Annotated in this window: 1 pseudogene; it reads left to right on the top strand. The window is 49.4% G+C overall.

Going from position 1 to position 502, the window contains the following annotated elements:
• Positions 1-502 (top strand): annotated as a pseudogene (gyrB, locus tag R7044_RS28515) (DNA gyrase subunit B); the annotation flags it as partial.

Here is a 502-nt window from a genome sequence, read left to right as displayed (position 1 = left end):
GAAGCGATGAACCAGTACCAAGTATCATTGGCATTGGACAACGCATCACTGCACGTAAACGCAGAAGCTCCAGCTCTAGCTGGCGAAGCGCTAGAAAAACTGGTTCAACAATACAATGCAGGTATCAAGCTTGCTGATCGTATGAGCCGTCGTTACCCTCGCGCCTTAGTGCATGAGCTTATCTACACATCTCGTCTAACGGCTGAGCAGTGTCATGATGCAGCAGCAGTAGAAGCTTGGACAAAACAACTTGTTGAGCAACTAAACGCGAAAGAAGTGGGTGCAAGCCAATACAGCTACGAAGTGGAGCTGCACGCAGAGCTTGGTTTGAGCCTGCCGAAGATCATCGTTCGTACACACGGTGTGACTCACGAGCACGCGCTAAGTGTTGATTTCCTAAACTCAAAAGAATACGGCAAGCTGGCAGACCTTTCTGAAGTCCTAGACGGTCTTCTAGAAGAGGGCGCGTACATCAAACGTGGTGAACGTACTCTGCCAGTAT

The sequence above is a fragment of the Vibrio sp. 1402 genome, from assembly GCF_033340275.1.
This window is presented reverse-complemented; position numbering and strand designations above follow the sequence as displayed.